The 20,815-nt window shown below is 70.9% G+C and carries 18 protein-coding genes; 11 read left to right on the top strand and 7 right to left on the bottom strand.

Translation table 11 applies throughout. The features are described 5' to 3' along the window. The first annotated feature begins 71 nt into the window (after positions 1-71). From AC1KAT_RS19540 to AC1KAT_RS19520, 5 genes are all read left to right on the top strand, one after another. Entirely contained in the window at positions 72-806 is a 735-nt protein-coding gene (locus AC1KAT_RS19540) for an energy transducer TonB (RefSeq protein WP_480328660.1), read from the top strand. 1 nt (position 807) lies between these two features. Then, positions 808-1,554, top strand: a complete 747-nt coding sequence (locus tag AC1KAT_RS19535; RefSeq protein WP_480328659.1) for a MotA/TolQ/ExbB proton channel family protein — start codon at positions 808-810, stop codon at positions 1,552-1,554. A 13-nt stretch (positions 1,555-1,567) separates the two neighbouring features. Continuing rightward, positions 1,568-1,987, top strand: coding sequence for an ExbD/TolR family protein (locus AC1KAT_RS19530; RefSeq protein WP_480328658.1), 420 nt, complete (start codon positions 1,568-1,570; stop codon positions 1,985-1,987). Continuing rightward, entirely contained in the window at positions 1,987-2,211 is a 225-nt protein-coding gene (hemP, locus tag AC1KAT_RS19525) for a hemin uptake protein HemP (protein WP_480328657.1), read from the top strand. The genes AC1KAT_RS19530 and hemP overlap by 1 nt, the downstream gene beginning before the upstream one ends. A 112-nt stretch (positions 2,212-2,323) precedes the next feature. After that, the gene (locus tag AC1KAT_RS19520; protein ID WP_480328656.1) at positions 2,324-3,550 is read left to right on the top strand and encodes a DUF2325 domain-containing protein; all 1,227 of its coding nucleotides are present in this window, start codon (positions 2,324-2,326) and stop codon (positions 3,548-3,550) included. On the opposite strand, the gene AC1KAT_RS19515 is transcribed toward AC1KAT_RS19520, so the two are convergent. Next, complete coding sequence (locus tag AC1KAT_RS19515; RefSeq protein ID WP_480328655.1) at positions 3,540-5,063, bottom strand: methyl-accepting chemotaxis protein; 1,524 nt, start codon at positions 5,061-5,063, stop codon at positions 3,540-3,542. The genes AC1KAT_RS19520 and AC1KAT_RS19515 overlap by 11 nt on opposite strands. A gap of 206 nt (positions 5,064-5,269) precedes the next feature. Between AC1KAT_RS19515 and AC1KAT_RS19510 the strand changes: the two genes are divergently transcribed. From AC1KAT_RS19510 to AC1KAT_RS19485, 6 genes are all read left to right on the top strand, one after another. Then, on the top strand, positions 5,270-5,758 hold the full coding sequence (locus tag AC1KAT_RS19510; RefSeq protein WP_480328654.1) for a pilin: 489 nt from the start codon (positions 5,270-5,272) through the stop codon (positions 5,756-5,758). A gap of 199 nt (positions 5,759-5,957) precedes the next feature. After that, the gene (locus tag AC1KAT_RS19505; RefSeq protein ID WP_480328653.1) at positions 5,958-6,587 is read left to right on the top strand and encodes a PepSY-associated TM helix domain-containing protein; all 630 of its coding nucleotides are present in this window, start codon (positions 5,958-5,960) and stop codon (positions 6,585-6,587) included. Positions 6,588-6,615: 28 nt separating this feature from the next. After that, on the top strand, positions 6,616-7,155 hold the full coding sequence (locus AC1KAT_RS19500) for a DUF2271 domain-containing protein (RefSeq protein WP_480328652.1): 540 nt from the start codon (positions 6,616-6,618) through the stop codon (positions 7,153-7,155). A gap of 50 nt (positions 7,156-7,205) precedes the next feature. After that, entirely contained in the window at positions 7,206-8,048 is an 843-nt protein-coding gene (locus AC1KAT_RS19495) for a DUF4198 domain-containing protein (protein ID WP_480328651.1), read from the top strand. Positions 8,049-8,099: 51 nt separating this feature from the next. After that, the gene (locus AC1KAT_RS19490; protein WP_480329208.1) at positions 8,100-9,128 is read left to right on the top strand and encodes an FAD:protein FMN transferase; all 1,029 of its coding nucleotides are present in this window, start codon (positions 8,100-8,102) and stop codon (positions 9,126-9,128) included. Positions 9,129-9,138: 10 nt separating this feature from the next. After that, complete coding sequence (locus tag AC1KAT_RS19485; protein ID WP_480328650.1) at positions 9,139-10,536, top strand: sulfite reductase subunit alpha; 1,398 nt, start codon at positions 9,139-9,141, stop codon at positions 10,534-10,536. 1 nt (position 10,537) lies between these two features. Here the strand turns inward: AC1KAT_RS19485 and AC1KAT_RS19480 are convergent, their stop codons facing one another. The 6 genes from AC1KAT_RS19480 to AC1KAT_RS19455 form a co-directional block, all read right to left on the bottom strand. Beyond that, positions 10,538-11,218, bottom strand: a complete 681-nt coding sequence (locus AC1KAT_RS19480) for a Fe2+-dependent dioxygenase (RefSeq protein ID WP_480328649.1) — start codon at positions 11,216-11,218, stop codon at positions 10,538-10,540. A gap of 257 nt (positions 11,219-11,475) precedes the next feature. Beyond that, positions 11,476-13,758, bottom strand: coding sequence for a catecholate siderophore receptor Fiu (locus tag AC1KAT_RS19475; RefSeq protein WP_480328648.1), 2,283 nt, complete (start codon positions 13,756-13,758; stop codon positions 11,476-11,478). 217 nt (positions 13,759-13,975) lie between these two features. Beyond that, on the bottom strand, positions 13,976-15,541 hold the full coding sequence (locus AC1KAT_RS19470) for a sensor histidine kinase (protein WP_480328647.1): 1,566 nt from the start codon (positions 15,539-15,541) through the stop codon (positions 13,976-13,978). 176 nt (positions 15,542-15,717) lie between these two features. Next, positions 15,718-17,142, bottom strand: a complete 1,425-nt coding sequence (locus AC1KAT_RS19465; RefSeq protein WP_480328646.1) for an efflux transporter outer membrane subunit — start codon at positions 17,140-17,142, stop codon at positions 15,718-15,720. 10 nt (positions 17,143-17,152) lie between these two features. Then, positions 17,153-19,177 carry a MacB family efflux pump subunit gene (locus AC1KAT_RS19460; protein ID WP_480328645.1) on the bottom strand — a complete coding sequence of 675 codons (2,025 nt, stop codon included), beginning with the start codon at positions 19,175-19,177 and terminating at the stop codon, positions 17,153-17,155. Then, complete coding sequence (locus tag AC1KAT_RS19455) at positions 19,177-20,685, bottom strand: efflux RND transporter periplasmic adaptor subunit (protein WP_480328644.1); 1,509 nt, start codon at positions 20,683-20,685, stop codon at positions 19,177-19,179. The genes AC1KAT_RS19460 and AC1KAT_RS19455 overlap by 1 nt, the downstream gene beginning before the upstream one ends. Between the last annotated feature and the right edge of the window lie 130 nt (positions 20,686-20,815).

Here is a 20,815-nt window from a genome sequence, read left to right as displayed (position 1 = left end):
GTTCTCGTTTGTGTTAGAGTTGTTCACCACCGGTCGAGCGGGCCCGCCCCGCGCCGGATCACTGCCTTGCCATGTCCACCGCACCCCGCCCCCTGCCCACCCCCGCCGCGCCGGCGTGGCGAGCCGGCGCGCGGCCTTCGCGCCAGGATGGCTTGACGCCCGGCCAGTTGCGCGGCGTGGTGATCGGCATCGCGCTGGCGCACGTGGCCGGCGCCTGGGCCTTGATGCAGGTGCCGCAGGTGCGCGACGCGGTCGTGCAGGCCGCGCCGATCTTCGTGAACTTCATCGCGCCGCCCGCGCCCGAAACGCCGCCGGCGCCTGTGCCGCCACCGCCACCCGTCGAGGTGCCGCAGCCCAAGCGGGCGCCGCCGACCGAAACCCTGGTGACCGCGGCGCCCACCCCCGCGCCGGCCCCCTTCGTGGCCGAGCCCCCGCCGCCGCCCTTGCCCACGCCAGCCCCGCCGTCGCCGCCCCCGGTGGCCGACGCACCGCCGACCCCCCCGGCCCCTCCGCCCGCGCCGAAGACCATCCCGGCCTCGGCGGTGCAGTACCTGGTCGCGCCCGAGCTGGAATACCCGCGCACCTCGAAGCGCCTGGGCGAGACCGGCCGCGTGATGGTGCGGGCCTACATCGACGAAGCCGGCGCCGTGCGCGACGCGCAGGTGCACAAGTCCTCGGGCTTTTCACGCCTCGACGACGAAGGCGTGCGTGCCGTCAAGCGCGCGCGCTTCAAGCCCTACATCGAGAACGGCCGGGCCACGGCCGGCTGGGCCTTCATCCCGCTGACTTTCGAACTGGAGAACTGACGTGAACGAACCCTCAGCCCTGGGCTTCGGCCACTTCATCGCGCAAAGCGACGCCGTCGGCAAGACGCTGCTGGTGGCGCTGCTGCTGATGTCGGCCATCTCTTGGATCATCATCGTCGTCAAGGGCCTCACGCTGATGGCCCGCAAGCGCCGCAGCGAGAAGTTCCTGAACTTCTTCTGGAACGCCAGTTCGCTCGACGCGGTGGCCTTCGAGGTCGGCGCGCACGACGCGCGCGACCCGTTCTCGCACCTGACCAGCCATGCGCTGCATGCGCAGGCGCACCACGCGAAGTACGGCGCGGCCAAGCTCGAAGAAGCGGGCAGCTCGGCCGAGTTCGTCACGCGCACCATCAAGAAGGTGCTCGACGAAGAAACCACGCGGCTCGAAAACGGCCTGGCGATGCTGGCCACGGTGGGCGCGACGGCCCCGTTCGTCGGCCTGTTCGGCACGGTCTGGGGCGTGTACCACGCACTCGTCGCCATCGGCATGAGCGGCGCCGGCACGCTCGACAAGGTGGCCGGCCCGGTGGGCGAGGCGCTGATCATGACGGGCCTGGGCCTGGCGGTCGCGATTCCCGCGGTCATGGGCTACAACTGGCTGACGCGCTCGAACCGCGTCATCTTGTCGAAGCTCGACGCCTTCGCCTACGAGCTGCACACCTTCGTGTCGATGGGCCAGCCGCTGGCCTCGCCGGCGCCCGCGCCGGTGGTGCACGAACTGCCGGGCCAGCGCGCCCGCGCCGCCTGAGCGAGGTCTCGCCATGGCCTTCGCAAGCTTCGACAACAAGAACGCCGGCGCGCCGATGGCGGAGATCAACATGGTCCCGCTGATCGACGTGATGCTGGTGCTGCTGGTGATCTTCATCGTGACCGCGCCGCTGCTCACGCAGGCCGTCAAGCTCGACCTGCCCAAGGCCAGTGCGCAGGCCAACGCGGCGGTGGCCGAGAAGATCGAGTTCGCCATCGACGCCAGCGGCACGCGTTACTGGAACGGCGAGGTGGTCAACCGCGCCGAGGCGCAAAAGCGCTTCCAGGCCGAGGGCGGCAAGCAGCCCCAGCCCGAAGTGCACCTGCGCGCCGACCAGGCGGTGGCCTACCGCCACGTGGCCGAGACGCTGGCCGACGCGTCGAAGGCCGGGCTGTCGAAAGTCGGCTTCGTCAGCGAACCGGAGACGCCGTAATGACTGCCTCTGCCACCGCCTCTTTCGACGGCACCGAGCGGCCCCGTGCAGGCGACGACGCCAGCGCGCCGCGCGAGCCGAACCGAACCGCCACGCCCGGCGCCGTGGCCCGCATCTCCAGCGACCAGCTGCTGGGCGGCGCGACCGAGGTGCACATCGAGCACCGCGGCTCGATCTACCGCCTGAAGCAGACCTCGCTGGGCAAGCTCATCCTCACCAAGTAAGCCGGCCCCAGAGGCCATCCGCACCGCCAGCCCGACCGCGCCAGCCCGTGCTTCATCCGCAAGGAGGACACCATGCTGCGATCTCCGACTGTGCGTGCCCCGCGAGGTGGCCATGTGTAGCCCCGACGCTTCGTGCGCCGCGGGCTCCCACGACACCCCACGTAGTTCGCGCCGCCAGCGCCTGTGGGAACTGCCGCACCACGCCCACTGCCCGCTGATCGGCGTGTGTCTGCCGCTCGACACGCTGCGGCGCATCGTGGGCAAGCTGTTGCAGGGCGAACCGGTGGCCGACGACTACGAGCTGCACGTCGGCGTGGTCGGCCAGTGCACGGCACGCAACCCCTTGTCCGACGCCTTGCAGCGCGAGCTCGACCGCCGCTTCGCGTTGACGCTGCGGCGCTTCTCGCTCGCCAAGCACCGCGATGCGGTCCAGGCCCTGTGGCGCGAGGCCGTGCAGGCCGGCGACGTGGCCGGCGCGCTGTGGGCCACGCTGACGCACGCGCGTTGCGACGAGGCGCTGTGCGAAGACGTGTGCCGCGACATCCACATGATCCAGCACCAGGCCGGCGCCATGCAGCGGGCCGACCTGCAACGGCTCGACACGCTGGCGCAGCGTGAACGCGAGCTGGTGCGTGAGCTGGCGCTGAGCCAGCAACGCGCGGTGCAGCAACAGGCCGAGCGCGCCACTGAACAAGAGCGCCACGCGGCCCAGACGCTGCGGCTGCGCGCCGAAGCCATCCGCCAAGACACGCTGCTGGCCGCGTTGCGCGGCGAGCTGGCGCAGCTGCGCGAGGCGCTGCCCGAGCTGCAAGCGCGCCAGCACCTGTCGCAGCGCGTGGGCGAGCTGAGTGCCCGCAACCGCGCGCTCGAACTCGAACTCGCCGACCTCAAGCGCCAGTGCGCGCAGCAAGAGCGGGCCTTGCTGGCGGCCCAGACGCCCAAAGCCAACCCCGCGGCATCACCGACACCGGCCGAGCCGACGCCCGTGCCGCTGGCCGAACGCAGCGTGCTGTGCGTGGGCGGGCGGCTGGGCAGCATCCCGATCTACCGCGAGCTGGTCGAACGCCACGGCGGGCGCTTCACGCACCACGACGGCGGCATCGAGGACAACACCCACCGGCTCGACGCGAGCCTGGCTGCGGCCGACCTGGTGATCTGCCAGACCGGCTGCCTGAGCCACAACGCCTACTGGCTGGTCAAGGACCACTGCAAACGCACCGGCAAGCGCTGCGTCTACCTCGACAAACCCAGCGTCGCCGGCTTCGTGCGCGGCCTCGCTCAACTGCCGGTGGCCGAAGCCGCCCCGGCCGCCGGCGAGGCACCGCTCATCAAGTCTTGAACACCGAGACGGCGCCGACCAGGCGCTCGGCGCGCTCTTGCAGGCTGCGGGCGGACTGGTTGGCCACGTGCATCAGCGCGGCGTTCTGCTGCGTGTTGCGGTCCATGTCGGCCACGGCCTCGCTGACCTGCGCGACGCCCGCGCTCTGTTGCGCGCTGGCGGTGCTGATCTCGGCGACCAGCGTCGAGACGCTGCGGATCGAGCGCACCACCTCCTGCATCGTGGCGCCGGCCTGATCCACCTGCGCGGCGCCCTGGTCGATGCGCTCGACGCTGGCCGAGATGAGGGTCTTGATGGCCTTGGCCGCTTCGGCCGAGCGCTGCGCGAGCGAGCGCACTTCCGAGGCCACGACCGCGAAGCCGCGCCCCTGCTCGCCGGCGCGGGCAGCTTCGACCGCCGCGTTCAGCGCGAGGATGTTGGTCTGGAAGGCGATGCCGTCGATGACGCCGATGATCTCGGCGATCTGCTTCGACGAGTCGTTGATGCCCTTCATCGTGCCCACGACCTGGGCCACCACGTCGCCGCCGCGCGTGGCCACGTCCGAGGCCTGCTGCGCCAGCTGGTTGGCTTCGCGCGCGTTGTCGGCGTTCTGCCGCACGGTGCTGCTCAGCTGCTCCATCGAGGCCGCGGTCTGCTGCAGCGACGAGGCCTGCTGCTCGGTGCGCGAGCTCATGTCCGAATTGCCCTGCGCGATGTGCGTGCCGGCGGCGGCCACCTCGTGCGCGTTGTCGCGCACCTGGGCCACGGTGCCGGCCAGGCTCGCCTGCATGTCGCGCAGCGCCTCTTGCAGCGCCGACAGCGGGCCCGGTTCGACGTCGATGCGCGAGCGCAGGTCGCCATGGGCGATCGACTTGGCCAGCGCCGTCGAACGCGACAGCGGGCCGGTCAGCATGCGCACGATCCAGCGCGACAAGCCGGCCGCACCGACCAGGGCCAGAACGGCCACGGTCAGCACCACCCAGCCGATCCACGCGGCCTGTTCGCCCAGCGCGGCGCTGGTCGCGTCGGCGGCCGTGGCCTGCAGGCGGATCTGTTCTTCCACCGCGCGCACGAGTTCGGCGCCCACCGGTGTCATCTGCTGGCTGCGCAAGGCCTTCGCCTCGTCGGCCTGGCCGCCCAGGTGCAGCGCGAACCACTTGGGCCGCACCTCGGTGTAGCGCTGGAAGGCCTCGCGCGTCTTCACCAGCGCGGCCTGCTCGTCGGCGGCCAGGCGCGTGGCGGCATAGGCGTCGAGCGCGGCCCAGACCTTCTGGTAACGCGCAGCCTCGGCGTCGGCGATCTTGCGGGCCGCCTCGGGGGTGGCGGTGAGTGCCTGGGCGGTGGCGTAGCGCAGTTCCCACAGCACGTGGTTGGCCTCGCCCAGCGCCGCGGTGGCCCGCGTGCTGCCGTACAGCTCACGGTAGTCGCTGCGGCTTTTCCAGACCTGCAGGCCAGCCACCACGCCCACGGCGGCGATCAACGCCATGAGCACACCAAATGCGGCCAGCAGCCGCGAATTCAGGGTCGTTTTCATTCCTCACCTTTTTGAATCAACCACTGGGTGGATTCCCCAGGTCGTCGGCATATCGGCCGCCTGGCACGCGGGTTGAGGAACAAATACCGCCCTGCAGGGTGTCGACGAGGCGATCGGCAGCGGCTGCCCGACCGGTGGCGCGGCCGACGGCACGCGAAGCGTTATGGTTGCCGCTGACGCCACCCGACGCAGCGCGCGCCCCGACCATGAGACTTCGCCCCCCACGCGGCTTCACCCTGATCGAAATGATGGTGGTGGTGGCGATCATCGCCATCCTCGCGATGGCGGCGATGCCGTCCTTCCACGAGCGCATCGCGCGCGCGCAGGTCGCCGAGGCGCTGCCACTGGCCGACTTCGCCAAGCAGCCGGTGCAGGTGGCCTGGGCGGCGAGCCAGCCGATGCCGGCCGACAACGCGGCCGCGGGGTTGCCGGCGTCGAACCTCATCGTCAGCGAGTTCGTGCAGTCGGTCGAGCTGCACAACGGCGCCTTGCACGTCACCTTCGGCAACAACGCCAACGGCGCCCTGCGCGGCAAGGTCGTGAGCCTGCGCCCTGCCGTCGTCGAAAGCGCGCGCATCGTGCCCATCAGCTGGGTCTGCGGCCAGGCCAGCCCACCGGCGCAGATGACCGCACAGGGCGACAACCGCACCGACCTGCCGGCGCGCTACCTGCCACAGCGCTGCCGGGCGCGGTAGCCGCCGTGCGCATCACCGACCTCGCCGATGGCAAGGAGCACCTGCCCGGCCGTGGCCGAATGGCAGCAGGCCGCGGCGCGGTCCACGGGGCGAAATGTGCAAGCCCTGTGAAAGTTGCGCCCGCCCCTTCTTGCGATTGAGAGTAATTCGCATTTGCGAGTAAACTCGCCGCTCTGCGCCGCCCGGGCGCTGGAACGGCATGGACACCTCGACCCCTCCCCACACACGCCGCGCGGCGTGGCTCAAGACGCTGCACCAGTGGCACTGGATCAGTTCGGCGCTGTGCCTGCTGGGCATGCTGCTGTTCAGCGTCACGGGCATCACGCTGAACCATGCGTCTCAGATCGAGGCGCAGCCGCGGGTCACGACGCGCGAAGCCAGCCTGCCGGCCGACGCCCTGGCCGCCTTGCGCACCGCACCTGAAGACGGCACCGGAGTGGTACCGGGCGCGCTGCGCGAGTGGGCGGCGTCGGCGTGGTCGCTCGACCTGTCGGCGCGCGAGGCCGAGTGGTCACCCGAAGAGATGTACGTGCCGCTGCCGCGCCCTGGCGGCGACGCCTGGCTGCGCATCGACCGCGAGAGCGGCCGCGCCGAGTACGAGCGCACCGACCGCGGCTGGGTTTCGTACTTCAACGACCTGCACAAGGGCCGGCACACGGGCACGGCCTGGGGCTGGTTCATCGACCTCTTCGCCGCCGCGACGCTGGTGTTCTCGATCACCGGCCTGTTCATCCTGAAGCTGCACGCCGCCAACCGACCCAGCACCTGGCCGGTGGTCGGGCTGGGGGTGATCGCCCCGGTGCTGTTGGCGCTGCTGTTCATCCATTGACCCTGATTGACGTTTTGAGGATTCGCCCATGACCGCTTCTTCGACCTCTTCACTGCGCCGCACCGCGGCGTGGGCGACCGTGCTGGGCCTGCCCGCACTGCCGGCGCTGGCCGCCGACGTGACGCTGAAGATCGACATCCCGCGCCTGCCGGTGGCCGAGTACCACCGCCCTTACGTCGCGGTGTGGCTGGAACGCGCGAACGAACCGAGCGCCGCCGCGCAAGTGGCCGTCTGGTACGACCTGAAGAAGAAGGACAACGGCGGCACCAAGTGGCTGAAAGACATGCGCACCTGGTGGCGCAAGGGCGGGCGCGACCTCAGCGTGCCGGCCGACGGCGTGAGCGGCGCGACGCGCGCGCCGGGCGAAGCGGTGCTGCAGCTGGGCTCGCACAAGGCGCTGGCCAAGCTGCCCGCTGGCGAGTACCAGCTGGTGGTCGAAGCCGCGCGCGAAAACGGCGGCCGCGAGGTGCTGCGCCTGCCGCTGCAATGGCCGGTCAAGGCCGCGCAGACCGCCAAGGCGCAGGGCGAAGGCGAACTGGGCACGGTGCAGCTCAGCGTCAAGCCCTGAAGCGACGCCTGTCACGACCCCCTCCACGACATCCACGAGAAGGACTCGCCATGAACCGCTCCCCCCTCGCGCTGACGCTGCTGGCCACGCTGGCCTTCGGTCTGCCCACCGTCGCTTCGGCGCACCGCACCTGGATCCTGCCGGCGGCGACCGTGGTCGAAGGCAAGGACCCGTCGGTCACCATCGACGCGGCGGTGTCCGAAGACCTGTTCGAGTACGACACCAACGCGCTGCAGATCGACACGCTGCGCATCACGGCCCCCGATGGCGCCACGCTCGCGCCCGAATCGCGCCACCAGGGCAAGCGCCGCACCAGCTTCGAAGTGAAGCTGCCGCAGGCCGGCACCTACCGCATCGCCGGCACGGCCGAGACGGTGATGGCCTCGTGGAAGGTCGGCGGCGAGACCAAGCGCTGGCGCGGCAAGCCCGAAGAGCAGTCGAAGAACGTGCCCGGCGACGCCGCCGACCTGCAGGTGTCGCGCACCTTCAGCCGCGTCGAGACCTTCGTGAGCCAAGGCGAGCCCGGTGCCACGGTGCCCGGCATCAGTGGCACCGGCCTGGAGCTGCAGCCGCTGACCACGCCGACCGACATCAGCACCGGCGACGTGTCGAAGTTCCGCCTGCTGCTCGACGGCCAGCCCGCCGCGAACGTGGACGTGACGCTGGTGCGTGCCGGCCACCGCTACCGCTACAAGATGGGCGAGATCGCACTCAAGACCGATGCCAAGGGCGAGTTCAGCGTGAGCTGGGTCGAGGCCGGCCGCTACTGGCTGGGCGCCTCGACCGGTGGCCGCCCGGGCATGGGCGGCGGCGAATCGCCCGCCCCGGCCGCCACGGGCGCGCCGCAACGGCGGGCGTCGTACTCGGCCACGCTCGAAGTGCTGCCGCAGTGACGGCACGCGCCGGGGCACTGACGCTTTGGTCATGAACGCGCGGTGTTGAGCGTGTCGAACGCTGCGACCCCGAGCCCCGAGCGGCGGTTGCTCATCTCGCCGCACATCGACCCCGCGCCGCCGGCGCTCGGGGCGGTGCTGCACACGCTGCAAGGCGAAACCATGGGCACCACCTGGTCGGTGGTGCTCAGCGCCCATCGCCACACGCCGCTGCGGCCTTTGCAGCAGGGCATCCAGCAGCAGCTCGACGACGTGGTCGCGCAGATGAGCAGCTGGGACGCCGGCTCCGACCTGGGCCGCTTCAACCGCGCGGCCCCCGGCCGCTGGCAGGTGCTGCCGCGCGCGTTTTGCGACGTGCTGGGGCTCGCGCTGCAGGTCGCGCGGGCCAGCGACGGGGCCTACGACCCGACGGCGGGCGCGCTGGTCAACCTGTGGGGCTTCGGGCCGGCGCCCCGCATGGGCACCGCACCGCCCTCGTCTGAACGCATCGAGGCGGCCCGCGCGCAAGGCGGCTGGACGCGCTTGCCCTTCGAGGCCGCCCAGCGCCGCGCGCTGCAGCCTGGCGGGCTCGAACTCGACCTCTCGGCCATCGCCAAGGGCTTCGGGGTGGACCAGGTCGCGCGCTGGCTGCTGGCACATGGCCGCGACAGTTTTCTGGTCGAAGTGGGCGGCGAGTTGCGCGGCCACGGCCTCAAGCCCGACGCGCAGCCCTGGTGGGTCGCGCTCGAAGCGCCCGAAGCTCAGGCTCCGGGCCTCGCCGACACCTGGGTCGCCCTGCATGGCGCGGCAATCGCCACCTCGGGCGACTACCGCCGCTTCTTCGAGCACGGCGGCCAGCGTTACTCGCACACGCTCGACCCGCGCTCAGGCCGGCCCATCACGCACGGCCTGGCCTCGGTGAGCGTGCTGCACGGCGAGGCCATGGCGGCCGATGCGTGGTCCACCGCACTCAACGTGCTGGGCGTGGACGCCGGCCTCGCGCTGGCCGAACGCCAGGCGCTCGCGGCGCGCTTCGTCGTGCGCACGCCCGCCGGCTTCGTCGAACACACCAGCCGCGCCTGGCAGGCCTGGCTGCAATGAGCCGCCCCGCATGAACCCCGCGATCGAGTTGCGCTTGTGGGCCGCCAGCGGCGTGGTGTTCATGTACCTGGCGATGTGCTTCGCCATCGTGTGGCGCGAGCGCACGCGACGCGAACGCGCATCGCGCGAGGCGGCGTCGTTCGCGCCGGCCGCCGCGGGCGTGGCGCCCTGGCTCGTGGCCTACGCCAGCCAGACCGGCACCGCCGAACACATCGCCTGGCAGACCGCACGCGCGCTGCACACCGCCGGTGTGCCGGCGCGGCTGGTGGCGCTGTCGGCCCTCAGCGCCGACATGCTGCGCGAGGCGTCGCACGCGCTCTTCATCGTCAGCACCTATGGCGAAGGCGACCCACCCGACGCCGCCGCCGCCTTCGCGCGCCGCGTGATGGGCGCCGAGGGCGAGGCCGCGCCCGAGCTGTCGGCGCTGCGCCATGCGGTGCTCGCGCTCGGCGACCGCAGCTACGGGCACTTCTGCGGCTTCGGCCGCCGGCTCGATGCGTGGCTGCAAGCGCGCGGCGCCTTGCCGATGTTCGAGCGCATCGACGTGCATGCCGGCGACCCGGCCGCACTGCGCACCTGGCAGCAGCAACTCGGCCACCACGGCGGCACGAGTGACCTCGACGACTGGCGCGCACCGGCCTATGCGCCGTGGCGGCTGGTCGCGCGCGAGCACCTCAACCCGGGCAGCGCGGGCGGGCCGACCTTCCACCTCGAACTCGAACCTGCCGATGGCAGCCTCGCGAACCCGCCCGCGTGGCAGGCCGGCGACCTCGCGCAAATCCGCCTGCCCGACGACCCTGAGCACCCGCGCGAGTACTCGATCGCCTCGCTGCCGTCCGAGGGCCGCCTGCACCTGCTGGTGCGACAGCAGCGGCGCGCCGATGGCACGCTGGGCCTGGCCTCGGGCTGGCTGACCGAGCGCGCGGCGCTGGGCGACACGCTGGAGCTGCGCCTGCGCGAGCACCGCAACTTCCGCATCGGCGACAACGGCCAACGCCCGCTGGTGCTGATCGGCAACGGCACCGGCCTGGCCGGCCTGCGCGCGCACCTGAAGGCGCGCGCCGCCCAGGCACAGCCGACGCGCAACTGGTTGATCTTCGGCGAGCGCCACGCAGCGCACGACGCCTACCACCGCGACGAGATCGCGGCCTGGAAGGCGCAGGGCGTGCTCGAGCGCGCCGACCTCGTCTACTCGCGCGATGGCGGGCCCGACCGCTACGTGCAAGACCGCCTGCGCGGCGCTGCTGAAGCGCTGCACCAGTGGCTGCGCGACGGCGCCGCCCTCTATGTGTGCGGCAGCCTCGACGGCATGGCCGCCGGCGTCGAAGCCGCGCTGGTCGAGATCGCCGGGCAAGACACGGTGGACGCCCTCATCGCCGAAGGCCGCTACCGGCGCGACGTGTACTGATTCAGGTCTCGGCCCACTCGCGCAAGAGGTTGTGGTAGTGGCCGGTGAGGGTCAGCACCTCGGTGTTGTCGCCCAGTTGGGCGCGCAGTTTCTGGATGGTCTGGTCGAGCTCGAACAGCATCGCGCGGCGCGGGGCTTCGCGCACCAGGCTCTGCACCCAGAAGAACGAACACACGCGCGCGCCGCGCGTCACCGGCGTCACCTGGTGCAGGCTGGTCGAGGGGTAGAGGATCAAGTCCCCCGCCGGCAGCTTGACCTCGTGCGCGCCGTAGGTGTCCACCACGGTCAGCTCGCCGCCGTCGTAGTCCTCGGGGTCGGTGAGAAAGAGCGTGCACGACACGTCGGTGCGCAGGCGCAGCGCGGTGCCGGGCAGGGCGCGCACCGAGCCATCGACGTGCAGGCCGTAGTGCTCGCCGCCTTCGTAGCGGTTGAACAGCGGCGGCACCGTGCGCATGGGCAGCGCGGCCGAGAAGAACAGCGGGTGGTTGGCCAGCGCCTTCAAGATGACGTCGCCCAGCTCGCGGCCCACCGGCGAGGTCTCGGGCAGCTGGCGGTTCTGCTTGACCTGCGCGCCTTGCAGGCCGACGGTCTCGCGGCCATCGACCCAGTCGGTGGCGTCGAGGCGGCGGCGGATGTCCTGCACCTGCGCACGGGTCAACACGTTGGGGACATGCAGCAGCATGGCGAACCCTTCCTCACAAGAAAAAAGAGCCTCTTCACCACGAAGAGGCTCCAAAGTGTCGCATCGCCCGCCGTGCCGGCCGGGCGGCAACTCGCTCAGCGGGTGAGAGTTTTTCGGGCATGCCCGAGCAGCGCGTCCAATGGCGCCCGGTTTAGGCGCAAAGCACAGCCATGGCTCGGGCGATGGCGAACATTTGCAACGACAAGCGGGGGCGTTTGGGCGTGATGAGCGGGCATGAACGAAAGACTCTTAGCCTCTCAGAACTTGAAGTTGGCCGTGACCAGCGCGTTGCGCTTCTCGCCCGGCTTGTAGCGTGAGCCGCCGTTGTTGACGAGCGCGAGGTATTCCTCGTCGAGCACGTTGTTCAGGTTGAACTGCACCGACACGTTCTTCGACACGTCGTACGACAGCATCGCGTCGGCCACCCAGTACGAGGGCATGCCCGGCAGGTTGCTCGTGACCACGTTGCTCGAACGCACGGCCGTGTCCACATAGCGTGCGCCGCCGCCGATGGTCAGGCCCATGGGCAGCTTGTAGGTCGCCCACGAGGTGAAGGTGAGCTTGGGCGAGAACACGATCAGCCCGGTGTTGCCCGGCGTGCCCTGGATGATCTGCGGGTCCATGTAGGCGAGGCCGGCGCTGAGGTTCAGCGCGGGCGTCACCTGGCCGACGGCACCCAGCTCGACGCCATCGACGCGGCGCTTGCCGACCTGCGCGTAGGTGGCGGGCGAGCCGCCGTCGCTGACGAGCTCGTTCTTGTTCTCGCTGCGGTAGGCCGCGGCCGTCAGCGCCAGCTTGCCGCCGAGCAGGTCCCACTTGGTGCCGACCTCGATGTTGCTGCCCTCTTGCGGCTTCAGGTCGGTGCGGTTGGCGCTGTTGGCCTGGCCGCTCAGCGCGAAGTTGCCGCCGCCCGGGGGCAGGTACGAGTTCGACACCGCCGCGTAGATGCTGCCGGTGGGCGCCGGCTTGAAGACGGCGCCGAGCTTCCAGCTGAGCAGGTCGTCGCTCATCGACAGCGGCGCGTTCTGCACCAGCGTTTCGGCCACGGTGGCCGTCTGCGCGGTGAAGGTCGAGCCGTTGGTCTCGGTGTGGAAGCGCTCCCAGCGCAGGCCGCCGTTGAGCAACCACTGCTCGTTGAGCTTGAGCGTGTCGAAGGCATACAGCGCCGCGCTCAGCGTGCTGCCGCGCGTGTAGGCGCCCTTGTCGGGCGGCGTGAGGAACACATCGCCCGTGCTCGGGTTGTAGAGGTTGGCCGACGGCTGGCGGATCGACGTGGGCAGCGTGGTGTTGCTCAGCGTCTGCGGCGTGCGCGTGGCCTGGCGTTCATAGATGAACTCGATGCCACTCGAGAGCGAGTGCTTGATGCCCGCGGCCTCGAACTCGGCGCTCAGGTTCGTCTGGTTGGTCAGGATCTCGTTGTTCTGGTGCTTGCCCTGGCGCGAACGGGCCACCGTCCAGGTGGACGGGTCGCCGGTCGCCGTGACGGCGTTGACGCCCGTCACCAGCAGGTCTTGTTCGGTGCGGCCCAGGCGCGTGGTGTTGCGCAGCGTCACGCCGGGCTTGAGGTCGTGCTCGATGCGCGCGGTGAACATGTCGAGCGTGACGTTGTCGAAGTCGTTCAGCGAGCCGTAGTAGTTCGATGAATCGACCGGCGCGGCGTTGGTGCCCAGGTAGCCCGGCAGGCCGATGGTCGGCACGCCGCCGTCGGGGCGGTTGCGCTGCTCGACGTGCAGGTAGTTGAAGGTCGTGCGCGTGGGCGTGCCCAGGCCGAGCGACAGCGAGGGCGCAAAGCCCCAGCGCTTGGCCTTGACCTCGTCGCGGCCCGGCACGCCGTAGTCCTGCGCCATCACGTTCAGGCGGATCGCCGCACCGGGCAGGCCCAGGTCGAGCGGCCGGTTCAGGTCGGCCGTGGCGCGCATGCGCTTGGCCGTGCCCAGCGTCACGCTGGCGTTGTTGAAGCTGTCTTTCGTGGCTTGCTTGGTCGCCAGGTTGACGTAGCCCGACGAAGCGCCGCGGCCGTTGTCGCTGCCGGCCGGGCCTTTGACCACTTCGACGGCGTCGATGTTGAAGGTGTCGCGGCTGATGGTGGCGAGGTCGCGGATGCCGTCCACGAAGATCGAACCCGAGGTGTCGAAGCCGCGCATGAAGATTGAGTCACCGGTCTGCGAGTTACCGTTCTCGCCCATCTGCAGCGTGATGCCCGGCGTGTTGCGCAGCGCCTCGCTCAGCGAGGTCGTGCCCTGCTGCTGCAGCACTTCTTTCTTGATGACCGTGATGGTCTGCGGCGTGTCCACCAGCGGCTGCGTGAACTTCGGGCTCGACACCGTATCGGCCTTGTAGTCAGTCTCGGTGGCCGTCTTGGCCTTGACCTTCACCTCGGGCAGCGTCTCGGCCTGCGGAGCGGCGGGCTTGGCCGGCTCGGCGGTTTGTGCCAGGGCCGCCAGCGGCAGCGCCAGCGCGGCGACCGCCAGGGCGGCGGCGCTCGGGGTCAGCGACGAAGTGGGGGCGAGCGCGTGCTTGCGGCTCTTGATGTAGGCCATCGGGGGCTCCAAAGTCAGTGTCGAATCCGGTGGCTGGCTTCTGTCGTGGCGCCACCGGGTTCGGCGCGATGGAGATCAGATGGCTGGCTGCATGGGGGCGACGGCCCCTCCAGGCCGCGCAGTGGCTAGAATGATAATGATTCTCATTATTGAATGTCAAGCCAGCGCTCGGTCCGGCAGCGCGCCAGGGGCGACGCAAGGCGCGCCGCGAAGACCATCAACCGGTGCGCGCCTTGCGCGGTGCGGCCGGCTGCTCGGCCGGCTCGACGACCGGCAAGGCCACCGTGAAGCTGCTGCCGACCCCAGGCGCGCTGCTCACCTGGATGTGGCCATCCATCAACTCGACGAGGCGCTTCGTGAGCGACAGGCCGAGGCCGGTGCCCGTGACGAGCGTGCGCTCGGCGCCGAGCCGGTCGAAGGGCATGAACAGGCGCTTGAGCTGCTCGGGCGACAGGCCGACGCCGGTGTCTTCGACGCGCACCTCGACCATCGCGCCCTGGCGCTGCGCGGACAGCGTGACGACACCGCCGCGCGGCGTGTACTTGATGGCGTTCGACAGCAGGTTGTCCGCGATCTGGCCCAGGCGCAGCGCATCGCCGCGCACCCACAGCGAGCCGCTGGGCAGCCGCTCGTTCAGCGTCACGCCCGACGAGGCCGCCAGCACGCGCACGGGCCGCAGCGCCATCTGCAGCACCGGCACCAGATCGACCTCGGTGTCGAGCACCGGCAGGCGCCCCGCTTCGGCGGCGGCCAGGTCGAGCATCTCGTCCACGATGGCCAGCATGTGCTCGCCACTCGACACGATGATCTCGGCCCACTGGTGGTGTTTCGCGCTCAGCGACGCATCGCCCATGAAGATCTGCGCGAAGCCGAGGATGCCGTTCAGCGGCGTGCGCAACTCGTGGCTCACGCGCGAAAGCAGCGCGGTCTTGTTGCGATTGGCCGCTTCGACGGCCTGCAGTTCGAGGCGGGCCTCTTCCACGCTGTGCCGCCAGGTGGTTTCGTGCACCACGCCGTGCAGCCGCGTGATCGCGCCGCTGGCGTCGCGCAGCACATCGCAGCGCGCTTCGAACCAGCCGTAGCTGCCGTCGACGCGGCGGTACTCGATGTCGAGCGTGCACGGCTCGCCGCTTTGCCGCACCCGCTTCACTGCCGCCCGCAGGCGCGCCCAGCTGGTCGGCTCGTAGAGCTGCTCGTGTTGTCCGATGGCGGGCGGCGGCTGGCTCGGGTCGAGCCCGAAGAAGTGGTACAGCGCCTCGGACCAACGCAGCTCGTGCGTGGTGACGTCCCACTCCCAGCTGCCGACCTGGCCGAGGCGCTGCGCTTCGCGCAAGGCAGCCTCGCTCTCGCGCAGGCGTTCGAGCACCCGTTCGCGCTCGGCCATTTCGCTGCGCAGCCGCTCTTCGGTGCGCTTCAGTCGCGTGACCTCGGTGACGTGCGCCACGAAGCCGCACACCTCGCCATCGACGATGTCGGGCACGTAGTTGGCCAGGCTGTGGCGCTGCACGCCATCGGGCCCCGGGACGACGCGCTCGAACAGCTGCTCTTTACCGGCGAGTGCGCCGCGGATGTAGGCCTCGTTCAAGGCGAAGAGTTCAGGGCCGAGCAGGTCCTGGATGCGCATGCCCACGAGCGCGTCGGCCTTCACACCGAACCAGCGCTCGTACGCGTGGTTGGCGAAGCGGCAGCGCAGGTCTTTGTCCCAATAGGCCAGCATGGCCGGCACGGCATCGACGATGCGTTGCAGCAGGGCGCTGGGGTCGTCGCTGGGGGCACTGGTCATGGCAGGAGAGCAACGAGGGCCTCGCAAGCGCAACCCGGAAGGTTGCATTCGGCCCATCGTAGCGACCCGACATGCCGCGTGGGGCCCCGCGCCTTGAGTTTGATCAAGCGTGCGAGCAGATCGCCCCATGCCGGTGCAGCGGGACCACCGCCGGCAACTTGGGCTTGCCCGTCGTGTCAGCGCGCGGGTGCGGCCGCCGGGGCCGGCGCCTGCCAGCCGCCCCCGAGCGCCTTGTAGAGATCGACCGCCGCCGCCAGCCGCGCGAGCCGCGCCTGCGCCAGCGCGTCTTGCGCACTGAAGAGCGTGCGCTGGGCATCGAGCACGGTCGAGAGGTCGTCGGCACCTTCGCGGAAGCGCAGCTCCGACAAGCGCAAGGCGCGCTGCGCTTCGTCGCGGATGGCCGCCTGCGCCAGCTCTTGCGACTGCGCACGGCCGCCGTTGCCGAGCGCGTCTTCGACCTCTTTCAGCGCGGTGTACGCGGCCAGTCGGTAGCGCTCGACGAGCTGGCGCTGGGCCGACTCGCCGATGCGCACCGTGTTGCGCTGCCGGCCCGCGTCGAACAGGCTTTGCACGACCGAGGCCGTGAGCCCGAGCGACGAGACCGGGTTCGACAGCGACAGCAGCGCCGTGCTCGCCAACCCGGCCGAGCCCGACAGCGAGATGCGCGGCAGCAGCGCCGCGCGTGCGGCCGCGATGTCGGCATCGGCCGCCGCGAGCTGGGCCTCGGCGCTGGCGAGGTCGGGCCGGCGCGTCAGCAGTTCGGCCGGCAGGCCGGGCGCGACCTCGGGCAGGCGCAGGCCATCGAGGCTCGCGGTCTGCACGACCAGGCCCTGCGGCGGGCGGCCCAGCAGCAGCGCCAGCGCCGTCAGCGTCTGCCGCTCTTGCACTTCGAGCGGGGTGATGGCCGCGCGTTGCGCGAGCACGGTGCTGCGCTGGCGGCTCACGTCGAGCGCCGAGGCCACGCCGTTGCGGTAGCGCGCTTCGGCGATCGACAGCACGCGCTCGGCGATGGCGAGGTTGTCGCGCGCCGTCACCAGCCGCATGCGCAGGACCAGCACCTGGAAGTACGCATTGGCCACGCCGCTGCCGAGCGACAACTGGGCCGCGTCGCGGTCGAAGCGCGTGGCGCCGCGGCTGGCCTCGGCCCCGCGCACGCCGGCCGCGAGCCGCCCCCACAGGTCGATCTCGTAGCTCGCGCTCAGGCCGACGCTGGTCGAGCGGCTGCTGCTGGCCTCGCTGCCGGCGCTGTCGCTGCGGCGGCCCCCGGTGCTGCCGCTCAGGTCGAGCGACGGGAAGAGCGAGCCGCCCGCGTTGCGCACCGCCAGCTCGGCCTGCGTGACGCGCTCGGCGGCGATGCGCAGCTCGGGGTTGCCGGCCTGCGCTTCGGTGATCAACGCGGCGAGTTCGTCCGAGCCGAAGCTGCGCCACCAGTCGGGCGACACGGCCGTGCCTTGCGGCGCACCGGCCTCGGTCCATTGCGCCGGCAGCGGCAGCTCGGGGCGTGAGGACGGCGGCGCGGTGGTCGCGCAGGCCGCGAGCGCGGCCGCCAGCGCGGCCGCGAGCACGCGGCGCACATATATAGAAGGTCGGGGTTGCAACATGGGCAGGGGATCAATCGGCCGCGAGGGCCACGACGGGGTCGAGCTGGGCGGCCTTCTTGGCCGGCAGCCAGCCGAAGACGAGGCCGGTGGCGAACGCACAGCCGAAGGCCAGCAGCACCGGGGGCAGCGAAAACTTCACCGGCGTGCCGAAGCCGGCGATGAGCGCGGCGGTGGCGAGCCCGCCCACCACACCGATGGCGCCACCGAGTGCCGACACCACCACGGCCTCGATCAGGAACTGCATCTTGATGTTGGCCTCGCGCGCGCCAGTGGCCATGCGGATGCCGATCTCGCGGGTGCGCTCGGTGACCGACACCAGCATGATGTTCATCACCCCGATGCCGCCGACCAGCAGCGAGATCGCCGCGATCGAGCCGAGCAGCAGCGTCATCGTGTTCTGCGTCTCTTCGGTGGTCTCGATGATCGAGGCCATGTTGCGGATCTGGAAATCGACCACGCCGTGGCGTTCGAGCAGCAGCTGTTCGACCTTGCCCTGCGTCTCGTCGATGCGGCCCACGTCTTCGACCGCCACCGTCACGTTGCGCAGGAAGCGCTGGCCCGACAGGCGCAGGCTGCTGGTCGCATAGGGCACGAAGACGATGTCGTCCTGGTCGCTGCCCATCGGCGAGGCGCCGCGCTCGCCCATCACGCCGACCACCTGGAACAGCAGGTTGTTGACCAGCACGTACTCGCCGAGCGGGCTGCGCCCATCGGGAAAGAGCGCCTTGGCCACCGTCTTGCCGAGCACCGCGACGGTCGCGTTGTTGGCCTCGTCTTCGTCGCTGAAGAACGCACCCTCGGCCAGCGGCCACTGGCGCGCCTGCGGAAACTTCGACGAGGTGCCGTTGATCTGCGTGCTGACGTCGGCGTCGCCATAGCGCAGCGTGGCGTTGCTGGTCTGCTCGGGCACGGCGGCCAGCACATTGGGCACCTCGTCGTCGATGGCCTTCACATCGGCCACGACGAGCGTTGAGGTGGCACTGAAGCCGCGCTGGTTGGGTGCGCCTGGGCGCACCAGCAAGAGGTTCGAGCCCATCGCGCTGATGCGGTCCACCACGGCCTGCTTGGCGCCGTCGCCGATGGCCAGCATGGCGATCACCGAGCCGACGCCGATCACGATGCCCAGCAGCGTGAGTGCGGCGCGAAACATGTTGGCGCGCAGCGAGCGCCAGGCCATGCGGCCGGCTTCGACCATGTCGGTCAGCGGCGAAGGTTCGCTCGCCACGGCGGGCGCCTGGAAGGTCGGGCGCCCGGCATCGACCGGCGGCGGGCCGGGGTCGGCGATGACGCGGCCGTCCTTGATCTCGATGAGGCGATGCGCGTGGGCGGCGACTTCTTTCTCGTGCGTGATCAGCAGCACGGTGTGACCGCGCGCGGACAGCTCGGCCAGCAGCTTCATCACCTCGTCGCCGGTCTTGCTGTCGAGTGCGCCGGTGGGCTCGTCGGCGAGGATGATGCGCCCGCCGTTCATCAGCGCACGCGCGATCGACACGCGCTGCTGCTGGCCGCCCGACAGCTGGTTGGGCCGGTGATGCAGGCGTTCACCGAGGCCCAGTTCGCCCAGCAGCTCGCGCGCCCGCGCATGGCGTTCTTCAGCGGCCAGGCCGGTGTACATGGCCGGCACCTCGACGTTGCCGGCCGCGCTCGCGCCCGGGATCAGGTGGTAGGCCTGGAAGACGAAGCCGAAGTCGTCGCGCCGCAGCACCGCGAGTTCGTCGCGCGAGAAGTTCGACACGTCGCGGCCGCGAAAGCGGTAGCTGCCGCCGGTCGGCCGGTCGAGGCAGCCGAGGATGTTCATCAGCGTGGACTTGCCCGAGCCCGAGCTGCCCATGATCGCGACGAACTCGCCTTCGTAGATCTGCAGGTCGATGCCGTGCAGCACCTGCGTGGCGAGGTCGCCGTTGAAGTAGGTCTTGGTGACGCCGCGCAGGTCGATCAGCGGCACGTCGCCGGGCCCACGGCCGGGCCCGCCGCGTGGCGAGGCCGCGTCGAGCACCGCAGGGTCCGCGCCGGTGAGGTGAGGGTCGCTGTGCATCAACGGCCTCCGCGTCCGCCCGCGCCGGCACCACCCGCACCTGCACCACCCAGGCCGCCCGGCGCACCGCCGAAGCCGGGCGGCGCACCGGCGTTGCTGGCGCCGCGCGAGCCGCTGGCCGCCGGCGGGGCCTTGGCGCCGGCGATCACCTGCTCGCCTTCTTTCAGGCCGGCCAGCACCTGCACCTGCACGCGGTTGGTGATGCCCAGTTCGACCGCACGTTCTTCGACCTGGCCGTGGGCGTCGATCACCTTGACCGTGCCCTTGCGCGGGCCACGCGCCGCGGGTGTGGCGGCGAACCCGGCCGACACCGGCGCGCGCGAAGCGGCGTCGCTCGCGGCCGTCGCCCCGCGCGCCGGGGCGTCGCTGCCTGCGGCCTCGCGTTCGGCACGGCGGCGCTCGCGGCGCGGGGACGAGGCCGCACCATCGGCCACCGCCGCCACGCCCGAGGCAACCACCGAGGGCGCCGCGCCGCCGGCGTCTTCGTGCCCGCGCCGCGCGCCCCCGCCCATCGGTGCGCGCTGCACGGCGGCCACGGGTACCAGCAGCACGTCGTCGGCCTGCGCGGCAACGAAGAAGACCTGCGCGGTCATGTTCGACATCAGCTGCTGGTTCGCATTCGGCACGTCGAACAGTGCGTTGTAGAGCACCACGTTGTTGGTCACCGTCGGCGTGGGCTCGACCTTGCGCAGCTTGCCGTACCAGCGGCGGCCCTGGCTGCCGAGCGTGGTGAAGTAGACCTCCATGCCCTGGCGCAGCTTGCTCACGTCGGCCTCGGACACCTGCGTCTGCACCGTCATCGTCGAGAGGTCGGCAATGCGCAGCACCACCGGGGCCGACTGGTTGGCGTTGAGCGTCTGGCCCTGGCGCGCGGTGACGGTGACGACGGTGCCGCCCATCGGCGCGTAGATGCGGGCGTAGTTGAGGTTGGCCTCGTCGGCGCGCAGCGTCGATTGCGTCTGCTCGATCTGTGCGCGCACGGCGTCGAGCTGCGCGCGCGCCGAGCGCAGGGCCGCCTCGGCCTGCTGCACCTGCTCAGCGGTGGTGGCGTCTTCGGCGGCGAGGTTCTTCTGGCGCTGGTATTGAATCTGCGCGAGCGCGAGCTGCGCCTCGCGGTCTTTCAGCGTGGCCTGCTGGTTGCGCAGGCCGGCGCGGCGCGCTTCGACGTTGGCGGTGAGCACGGTGGGGTCGATCTCGGCCAGCAGGTCGCCCTGCTTGACCAGCGAGCCCACCTCGACGTGCAGCTTCTTCAGCTGCCCCGAGACCTGCGCGCCCACGTCCACGTAGTCGCGCGGCTGCACGGTGCCGGTGGCGGTCACCAGGTCTTGGATGTCACCGCGCTGCACGCTGGCGATGTTGAATTGCTGGCGGGCGTTCTTCGCGCCGTTGTTGCGCTGCCAACCCCAGAAGCCAGCGCCGGCCAGTGCGAGCACCAGCACGCCCATGGTGTAGCGGTTGAACACACGGCGGCGCCAGGCGGCGCGGGCAGGGGTGGGCGAGGCGGTCATCGGTGAAGTCGAGGTCAGAGCGTTGGTGGGCAGTGTGGCCACCAAAAGCCGCAGCACTGAGGAAGAACCGAGGAAGTCTGGTTTACAAACAGAAACCCGTGGCGTGCAGGCCTGTTCAAGCCCGCGTGCA

The organism is Piscinibacter sp. PDB5-1 (genome assembly GCF_056676035.1).
The sequence above is the reverse complement of the archived record's forward strand: the minus strand, read 5'-3'. Positions and strand labels throughout refer to the sequence as shown.

Excerpts from the sequence above, each read along its gene's own strand:
- AC1KAT_RS19460 (WP_480328645.1), bottom strand. The coding sequence starts at position 19,177 with ATGCACAGCGACCCTCACCTCACCGGCGCGGACCCTGCGGTGCTCGAC.
- AC1KAT_RS19510 (WP_480328654.1), top strand. The coding sequence starts at position 5,270 with ATGAGACTTCGCCCCCCACGCGGCTTCACCCTGATCGAAATGATGGTG.
- AC1KAT_RS19465 (WP_480328646.1), bottom strand. The coding sequence starts at position 17,142 with ATGTTGCAACCCCGACCTTCTATATATGTGCGCCGCGTGCTCGCGGCC.
- AC1KAT_RS19495 (WP_480328651.1), top strand. The coding sequence starts at position 7,206 with ATGAACCGCTCCCCCCTCGCGCTGACGCTGCTGGCCACGCTGGCCTTC.
- AC1KAT_RS19540 (WP_480328660.1), top strand. The coding sequence starts at position 72 with ATGTCCACCGCACCCCGCCCCCTGCCCACCCCCGCCGCGCCGGCGTGG.
- hemP (WP_480328657.1), top strand. The coding sequence starts at position 1,987 with ATGACTGCCTCTGCCACCGCCTCTTTCGACGGCACCGAGCGGCCCCGT.
- AC1KAT_RS19485 (WP_480328650.1), top strand. The coding sequence starts at position 9,139 with ATGAACCCCGCGATCGAGTTGCGCTTGTGGGCCGCCAGCGGCGTGGTG.
- AC1KAT_RS19505 (WP_480328653.1), top strand. The coding sequence starts at position 5,958 with ATGGACACCTCGACCCCTCCCCACACACGCCGCGCGGCGTGGCTCAAG.
- AC1KAT_RS19520 (WP_480328656.1), top strand. The coding sequence starts at position 2,324 with ATGTGTAGCCCCGACGCTTCGTGCGCCGCGGGCTCCCACGACACCCCA.
- AC1KAT_RS19455 (WP_480328644.1), bottom strand. The coding sequence starts at position 20,685 with ATGACCGCCTCGCCCACCCCTGCCCGCGCCGCCTGGCGCCGCCGTGTG.
- AC1KAT_RS19470 (WP_480328647.1), bottom strand. The coding sequence starts at position 15,541 with ATGACCAGTGCCCCCAGCGACGACCCCAGCGCCCTGCTGCAACGCATC.
- AC1KAT_RS19530 (WP_480328658.1), top strand. The coding sequence starts at position 1,568 with ATGGCCTTCGCAAGCTTCGACAACAAGAACGCCGGCGCGCCGATGGCG.
- AC1KAT_RS19480 (WP_480328649.1), bottom strand. The coding sequence starts at position 11,218 with ATGCTGCTGCATGTCCCCAACGTGTTGACCCGTGCGCAGGTGCAGGAC.
- AC1KAT_RS19500 (WP_480328652.1), top strand. The coding sequence starts at position 6,616 with ATGACCGCTTCTTCGACCTCTTCACTGCGCCGCACCGCGGCGTGGGCG.
- AC1KAT_RS19515 (WP_480328655.1), bottom strand. The coding sequence starts at position 5,063 with ATGAAAACGACCCTGAATTCGCGGCTGCTGGCCGCATTTGGTGTGCTC.
- AC1KAT_RS19475 (WP_480328648.1), bottom strand. The coding sequence starts at position 13,758 with ATGGCCTACATCAAGAGCCGCAAGCACGCGCTCGCCCCCACTTCGTCG.